This is a genomic window from Aeromonas sp. S19(2024) (assembly GCF_041402625.1).
Taxonomy (GTDB): domain Bacteria; phylum Pseudomonadota; class Gammaproteobacteria; order Enterobacterales; family Aeromonadaceae; genus Aeromonas; species Aeromonas caviae.
Genome location: NZ_JBGLQU010000015.1, coordinates 64,367 through 71,890 on the forward strand (window position 1 = coordinate 64,367; position 7,524 = coordinate 71,890).

Annotated in this window: 9 protein-coding genes and 1 tRNA gene; all 10 read right to left on the bottom strand. The window is 61.1% G+C overall.

All coding sequences use genetic code 11. The features are described from left to right. Positions 1–786: a TatD family hydrolase gene (locus ACB037_RS19760; RefSeq protein ID WP_319895216.1), complete on the bottom strand. Its 786-nt coding sequence runs from the start codon at positions 784–786 to the stop codon at positions 1–3. Positions 787–897: 111 nt separating this feature from the next. Beyond that, on the bottom strand, positions 898–1,650 hold the full coding sequence (tatC, locus tag ACB037_RS19765; protein ID WP_010672360.1) for a twin-arginine translocase subunit TatC: 753 nt from the start codon (positions 1,648–1,650) through the stop codon (positions 898–900). Further along, positions 1,647–2,105, bottom strand: a complete 459-nt coding sequence (gene tatB, locus ACB037_RS19770; protein WP_043155400.1) for a Sec-independent protein translocase protein TatB — start codon at positions 2,103–2,105, stop codon at positions 1,647–1,649. Before tatB ends, tatC begins: the two co-directional genes overlap by 4 nt. Before the next feature lie 3 nt (positions 2,106–2,108). Further along, entirely contained in the window at positions 2,109–2,357 is a 249-nt protein-coding gene (tatA, locus tag ACB037_RS19775; RefSeq protein ID WP_270807476.1) for a Sec-independent protein translocase subunit TatA, read from the bottom strand. Between the two features lie 39 nt (positions 2,358–2,396). Further along, on the bottom strand, positions 2,397–4,037 hold the full coding sequence (ubiB, locus tag ACB037_RS19780) for a ubiquinone biosynthesis regulatory protein kinase UbiB (RefSeq protein WP_042017422.1): 1,641 nt from the start codon (positions 4,035–4,037) through the stop codon (positions 2,397–2,399). Next, positions 4,037–4,645 carry an SCP2 domain-containing protein gene (locus ACB037_RS19785; RefSeq protein ID WP_029313421.1) on the bottom strand — a complete coding sequence of 203 codons (609 nt, stop codon included), beginning with the start codon at positions 4,643–4,645 and terminating at the stop codon, positions 4,037–4,039. The genes ubiB and ACB037_RS19785 overlap by 1 nt, the downstream gene beginning before the upstream one ends. Positions 4,646–4,653: 8 nt before the next feature. Beyond that, on the bottom strand, positions 4,654–5,406 hold the full coding sequence (gene ubiE / locus ACB037_RS19790; RefSeq protein ID WP_039041078.1) for a bifunctional demethylmenaquinone methyltransferase/2-methoxy-6-polyprenyl-1,4-benzoquinol methylase UbiE: 753 nt from the start codon (positions 5,404–5,406) through the stop codon (positions 4,654–4,656). A gap of 65 nt (positions 5,407–5,471) precedes the next feature. Further along, a complete protein-coding gene (crcB, locus tag ACB037_RS19795) occupies positions 5,472–5,849 on the bottom strand; it encodes a fluoride efflux transporter CrcB (protein ID WP_041212051.1) in 378 nt (125 codons plus the stop codon). A gap of 87 nt (positions 5,850–5,936) precedes the next feature. Beyond that, on the bottom strand, positions 5,937–7,202 hold the full coding sequence (locus ACB037_RS19800; protein WP_336593071.1) for a cytosine deaminase: 1,266 nt from the start codon (positions 7,200–7,202) through the stop codon (positions 5,937–5,939). Between the two features lie 213 nt (positions 7,203–7,415). Next, a tRNA-Thr gene (locus ACB037_RS19805) sits at positions 7,416–7,491 on the bottom strand. Positions 7,492–7,524 lie beyond the last annotated feature (33 nt).

The window sequence follows — 7,524 nt, forward strand, 5'->3', positions numbered from 1 at the left end:
TCACTCCAAAAGCGGAAGTTGGAAGAATGCGGCGGAGGTGGCCCGGGTATGGGCCAGCAAGGCCTCGGGCGCTTCACCACGGCAGGCCGCCACCACCTGGGCGATGTGCGGCAAAAAAGCGGGCTCGTTGCGTTTGGGCCTGGGTTTCAGATCCCGCGGCACCAGGTAGGGGGCGTCCGTCTCTATCATCAGGCGACCCGCCGGAATGCGGGCCACCTGCTCGCGCAGCAGCTGGCCACGGCGCTCGTCACAGAGCCAACCGGTCACCCCGATATGCAGCCCCAGCGCCAGGCACTCGTCCAGCTCGGCGTCGGAGCCGGTGAAGCAGTGCAGCACGGCCCCCGGCAGGCGGGGCAACCAGGGGCGCAGGATCTCGACGAATTTGTCATGGGCATCGCGGCAGTGCAGAAACACCGGCATCCCGAGCTCGGCGGCGAGCGCCAGCTGGGCGTCAAACACCGCATCCTGCACCGGGCGGGGGGAGAAGTCCCGGTTGTAGTCGAGACCGCACTCGCCGATGGCCACCACCTGGGGCCGGGCCGCCAGTTCGCGCAGGGCGGGCAGGGTCGCCTCATCGACGCTTTTGGCATCATGGGGATGTACCCCGGCGGTGGAGAAGCAGTAACCGGGCCAGCGGGCGGCCAATGCGGCACTTTCGCGGCTGCCGGCCAGATCGGTGCCGGTCAGGATCAGGGCTTCCACCCCGGCGGCGCGCGCGCGTTCCACCAGGTCGGCTTGTTCGCCTGCGAACTGGCTGCTGGTCAGGTTCAAACCGATGTCGATCATGGAGTCAGGGGTTCCGGACAAACGAGGTGCATATCAGGCATTTGAAAACCATCTACTCGATGGGGCCTTACCATACGCCTCGAACGGATGCATGAAAAGAGGAAGGGAGCCTCAGCTCCCCTCTTCCGTTTGTTGCTGCTCTTCGTCCTCTTTCTTCACGTAGAAGCGGGCGAAGAACAGACCTATCTCCCACAGGCCCCACATGGGGATCGCGAGCAGGGTCTGGGAGAAGACATCGGGCGGCGTCAGCAACATACCGACCACGAAGACCCCGACGATGACGTAGGGGCGCTTCTCCTTCAGGCTCCTGGGGGTGGTCACCCCGGTCCAGCAGAGCAGTATGGTGGCCACCGGGATCTCGAACGCCACCCCGAACGCGAAGAACAGGGTCAGCACGAAGTCCAGGTAGCTGGCGATGTCGGTCGCCACCGTCACCCCGGCGGGGGCGGTACTGGTGAAGAAGCCGAACACCAGGGGGAACACCACGTAGTAGGCGAACGCCATCCCCGCATAGAACAGCACGGCGCTGGAGGCCACCAGGGGCAGGATCAGCCGCCGTTCGTGCTGGTACAGACCGGGTGCGATGAAGGCCCAGGCCTGGTAGAGCAGATAGGGGATCGCCACGAAGAAGGAGACCACCAGGGTCAGCTTGATGGGCGTGATGAAGGGTGTCGCCACATCCGTCGCTATCATGCTGGTGCCTGCCGGCAACTGGCTGAGCAGCGGCTGGGCCACGAAGTCGTAGATGTTGTTGGAGAAGTAGATGAGCGCGATGAACACCAGCAGGATGGCGGAGATGGCGCGCAGCAGACGGGTTCTCAGCTCTACCAGATGGCTGATGAGGGGTTGTTCTGCCTGACTCATGGCTTCACCTCTCCTCTGGCTGCGGACTCGCTAGCAGGCACAGGCTCGCTCTCTCGCTGACTGTTGACCGGTGGCACCTCTGGGGTCGCAGGCGCCGGGGCCGTCACCGGAGTGGCTGGCTCAGCCTGGGCGGGCTCCCGAGGCGGGCGGATCTCGTTCTCCCCCTGATAGGGACGATTCACCGACTGGGCGGCCGCTTTCAACTGCTCGATGGACTCCTGCAGCTCGGGGCTCAGGTTGTTCATCTGCAACCGTTCGGCCTTCTTCAGATCGTTGTGCAGATCCTGCAACTTGAGCTCCTGCTCAAGCTCGGCCTTGACCGAGTTGGCGGTGCTGCGGATCAGCCTTATCCAGTGGCTGGCGGTGCGGATCGCGACCGGCAACCGCTCGGGGCCCAGCACCACCAGGGCGACGACGCCGATGACGACCAGCTCCCAAAAACCGATGTCGAACATGGCTTAGGCCTGATCTTTGTCTTTCTGCTTGGCGGCTTCGACGTTGCTGGCCGTCTCGTTCAACTGCTTGGTCGGGAACTCGGCATCTTTCTGCTCGGGTTTGGTGTCGGCCGGCTCATCGGAGAGCGCCTTCTTGAACCCCTTGACCGCCGCGCCCAGATCGCCGCCGATACCGCGCAATTTCTTGGTGCCGAACAACAGCACGACGATGACTGCGATGATCAACAACTGCCAAATACTGATACCACCCATGACTTTCTCTCCGGATAGGCGCCCGATGGCGCAGGTTATTTAATGGGAACGGGTTCGCAACCAACCCAGCAGCCAGCATAACCCGGCGCCGGCGAGGCTGATTTGTCCCCACTCAATGTGTTGTTTCTGGGTCAGCAAGAATACACCCGCGAGCAGCAGGCTGGCTCCAACCCCTAAGAGGTAGCGGGCCTGCCCCTGACGGCGACTGTGGCGACGGAAATCGGCAAACATCTGGTCGAAGTGGTGCTGCTGATGGCGGGCCTGACGCAGGGTCTCATAGACCAGCTCCGGCAGCTCCGGCAGTTTCTCCGCCCAGAACGGCGCCTTCTCCTTGATGGCATTCCACACCGCCTTGGGGCCGACCTGCTCGTGCATCCAGTTCTCCAGATAGGGCTTGGCGGTCTGCCACAAATCCAGCTGGGGATAGAGCTGGCGACCCAGCCCTTCCACATAGAGCAGGGTCTTTTGCAGCAGCACCAGCTGCGGCTGCACCTGCATGTTGAAGCGACGGGCGGTGTTGAACAGATTGAGCAGCACGTGGCCGAAGGAGATCTCGGAGAGCGGTTTCTCGAAGATGGGCTCCAGCACGGTGCGGATGGCGAACTCGAACTCGTCCACCTTGGTATCGGGCGGTACCCAGCCTGACTCTACGTGCAGCTCGGCCACACGGCGGTAGTCGCGGTTGAAGAAGGCGAGGAAGTTCTCCGCCAGGTAGCGCTTGTCTTCCCGGTTGAGGGTGCCAACGATGCCGCAGTCGATGCCGATCCAGAGCGGATTCTCCGGGTGTTCGAAAGAGACGAAGATGTTGCCCGGGTGCATGTCGGCGTGGAAGAAGCTGTCGCGGAACACCTGGGTGAAGAACACTTCCACTCCGCGCTCGGCCAGCAGCTTCATGTTGGTGCCGTTGGCTTCCAGCGCCGCAATGTCGGAGACCGGAATGCCGTAGATCCGCTCCATCACCAGCACCTGCTCGCGGCAGTGCTCGGTGAACACCTCGGGCACGTAGAGCGCCTCGGAGCCGGTGAAGTTGCGGCGCAACTGGATGGCGTTGGCCGCTTCGCGCATCAGGTTGAGCTCGTCGAGTATGGTCTTGCGATACTCCTCCACCACCTCGACGGGGCGCAGTCGGCCACTCTGGGGCACGAAACGGGCCACCAGACGGGCCAGGGCCTGCATCAGGCGCAGGTCGGCCTCGATGACCGGCTCGATATCGGGACGGATCACCTTGATGACGATCTCGCGGCCGTTCTCCTTCAACCGGGCGGTGTGCACCTGGGCGATGGAGGCGGATGCCAGCGGCGTCTCGTCGAAGTCATCGAACAGGGTCTCGACGGGGCAACCCAGGCTCTCTTCTATCTGGCGACGGGCGGCCTGACCACAGAAGGGAGGCACCCTGTCCTGCAGCAGGGCCAGCTCTTCGGCAATGTCGGGGGGCAGCAGGTCTCGGCGGGTCGAGAGCATCTGGCCGAACTTGATGAAGATGGGGCCCAGGGCCTCGAAGGCGAGGCGAATGCGGGCGCCACGGCTCATGCCTTGTTGCTTGTTCTTGAGCCAGAACAGACTGCGACGGGCCAGACGGCCAGGCCAGGGCTGATAACGGGCGGGCACCAGCTCGTCGATGCCCTGTTCCAGCAGGATGCTGACGATGCGATAGAGGCGTTTGAACTCCTTCGGGGTCATCAGCTCACCTGCTGTTCGAGGCGGGCAAGCCGCAACTCGATCGCCTTCATCTGTTGGGCCAGCTCTTCGACATCGTCATTGAAGCTCGCCACTTCCAGCGGACCCGGGGCAAGCCTCGCCTCCTCGGTCAAATACTCGGCCACTTGACGCTGGGAACGGCACAACTCTCGCCCCACAAAACGGCGAGCCTGACGGGCACCACTGCACAGGGTGTGGGCCACCACATCGCCGGTGTAGCGGGACAGCTCCTCTTCCCAGTCGATATCGAGCTCGCCAAGCAGGGCGCTGAATGCCTGCACCAGCTGGGGGTCACCGCTCAGGTCCAGCTTCTCCTCGCGGATATAGCGGGTCAGGGCGGAAGGCTCCTTGAGCAGGCCGAGGGCAGTCAGGGATAGGCTCAGCACCGCATCCGCCTCCCCTTCAAACCTGGCCAGCACATCCAGACGGCGCTCCGAGAAGACAAACCAGAGCGGCTTGAGCTCGCGCAGCTCCAGTTTGAGTACCTTGCCCGTCAGCTTGCGCAACCGCTCCGGGCTCTGTTTGTCCAGGGCCAGCAACTGGTTGAGGCTGGTTTCGATCACCGCGGTGACCATGGCATCCATCGGCATAGGCGACCTTAAAACTTGTAACCGCGGTGCAGGGCGACTACGCCCTGGGTCAGGTTGTAAAACTCGACCTGTTCGAAACCGACATTCTCCATCATGCCTGCCAGGGTCTGCTGATCCGGGTGCATGCGGATCGATTCCGCCAGGTATTTGTAACTTTCGCTGTCATTCGCGACGATTTCGCCCATTTTCGGCAGCAATTTGAAGGAGTAGAGATCATACAGCTTGGCGATCACTTCGCTCACCGGCTTGGAGAACTCCAGCACCAGCAGGCGGCCACCCGGCTTGAGCACCCGGAACATGGAGGCAAGCGCCTTGTCCTTGTCGGTGACGTTGCGCAGGCCGAAGCCGATGGTGATGACGTCGAAATGGTTGTCAGGGAACGGGAGCGCCTCGGCATTGGCCTGTACGTAGGAGACGTTGTTGGCCACCCCCAGGTTGCGCAGCTTGTCGCGGCCCACCTTGAGCATGGAGTCGTTGATGTCTGCCAGGACCACCTGGCCGGTCTCACCCACGATGCGGGAGAACTTGGCGGTCAGATCCCCTGTGCCGCCAGCCAGATCCAGCACCTTCTGTCCTTTGCGGACACCGGAGCAGTCGATGGTAAAGCGCTTCCAGAGGCGATGGATGCCGAACGACATCAGATCGTTCATCAGATCATACTTGGCCGCTACCGAATGAAAGACACCGGCGACCAGGGTTTCCTTCTCGGTCGCTGCCACGGTTTTATAGCCAAAATGCGTAGTAGTAGTCTGTTCCGACATCCCTCAAATACCCATAGAGCAAAGAATGGCCGCCAGTTTACCAGAGCCGATGGCGTGCGGACACCTCAAACCCGGCTTGTGACCAACTGCATCCCCAGCACGACCATGGCCAGACAGAGGAACAGATTGAGACCGATATTGAGCAGTGCCTTCAGATAGGCCCCTTGCTGGGCCAGCACGACCGTATCGAGGGCAAAGGAGGAGAAGGTGGTCAGGGCACCGAGGACACCCACCATCAGCAATGGCTTCATCGGGTGTTCCACCACGTGACCATGGCTGATCAGGGCATAGGCTATCCCCATGATGAAGGAACCCACCACGTTGACCACCAGGGTGCCATAGGGAAAGTGGCGTCCCAGCAGCCATGCCATCAGCTCGGCGATGCCAAAGCGCAGGCAGGCACCGAAGGCGCCCCCGACAGCGACAAATAACCAGGTTTGCATCAAGCAGTCTCCAAGATTGTCAGGTTGGCATTATGCAAAATCTCGACAGCAGGGGACAGCCGGGCAATTAATCGACCCGGCAAGACCCTAGCGGCGAAAGTCTACCCGTTCTGGATTCACAAGATGGAGGGTCGTCTCGGCCGGGCGAGTATCGGCGATGACTCTGCCATGACGGATGGAATAACGTACCGGCACCTGGCGGCGCACCGCATCGAAACCATTCTCTGCAGGAAGGATCAGCAGGTTGGCGGGCTTGCCCACCTCGATGCCGTAGCGATCCTGCACGTTCAGGGTGCGGGCACTGTGACTGCTGATCAGCTTGAGACTGTCGTTGATCTGTTCGTAGCCCATGATCTGGCAGACATGCAGCCCCATATGCAGCACCTGCAACATGTTGGCCGTGCCCATGGGATACCAGGGATCGAACACGTCGTCGTGGCCGAAGCAGACGTTGATGTTCGCCTCCAGCATCTCCTTCACCCGGGTGATGCCACGACGCTTGGGATAGGTATCGAAGCGCCCCTGCAGGTGAATGTTCACCAGCGGATTGGCGACGAAGTTGATGTCCGCCATCCTGAGCAGCCGGAACAGCCGCGACGCATAGGCTCCGTTGTAGGAGTGCATGGCGGTGGTGTGGCTGGCGGTTACCCTATGGCCAATACCACGCTCGTAGGCCAGGGTTGCCAGTGTCTCGATAAAACGGGACTGTTCGTCATCGATTTCGTCGCAATGCACATCCACCAGAACCTGATATTTCTCCGCAAGATCGAAGACGTAGTGCAGACTTTCGACCCCGTACTCCCGGGTAAACTCGAAATGGGGGATGGCACCGATCACGTCGGCCCCCAGCTTGAGAGCCTCTTCCAGCAATGCCTTGCCGTTGGGGTAGGAGAGGATCCCCTCCTGTGGGAAGGCCACTATCTGCAGCTCCACCCACTCCTTCATCTCCTCCCGCACCTCCAGCATCGCCTTCAAGGCGACCAGATTGGGGTCGGAAACATCCACGTGAGTCCGCACGAACTGGATGCCGTTGGCAATCTGCCATTTCAGTGTCTGGATGGCGCGTTGTTTCACATCCTCATGGGTCAGCAGCGCCTTGCGCTCGGCCCAACGCTCGATCCCCTCGAACAGGGTGCCGGAGAGGTTCCAGCTCGGTTCACCGGCCGTCTGGGTGGTATCAAGATGAATGTGAGGCTCGATAAAGGGGGCGATGGCGAGACCCTCCTCACCATCAAGCTCATGGGCTGCGAGCAGAGGGGTGCTCATGGGCTCGATGGCCCGGATCACGCCTCCCTGACAGAGGATTTGCCACATCCCTTCCCTGCCCGCCAGACGCACATTCCTAATCAGCATGTTCTTTCCCCTTCGAAAGCGTAGTTGTCTTTGCCAATCCACAACTTAGCCCGGATCCCTTTAAGAGAGAAGCGGCGCCCCGAAAGCATACGGGATAGAAAGGGAAGATATCTCAACAACAAGAAGGTGCGACATTGCAGGACTGCAATTTGCGATGGATGGCTGAAAGGCAGATACAAAAAAGCCTCCCGATTGGGAGGCTTTCTTATTTAATGGTGCTGATACCCAGAATCGAACTGGGGACCTCATCCTTACCAAGGATGCGCTCTACCGACTGAGCCATATCAGCACACTAACCGGTAAAGACCACGCTCAATGCGTA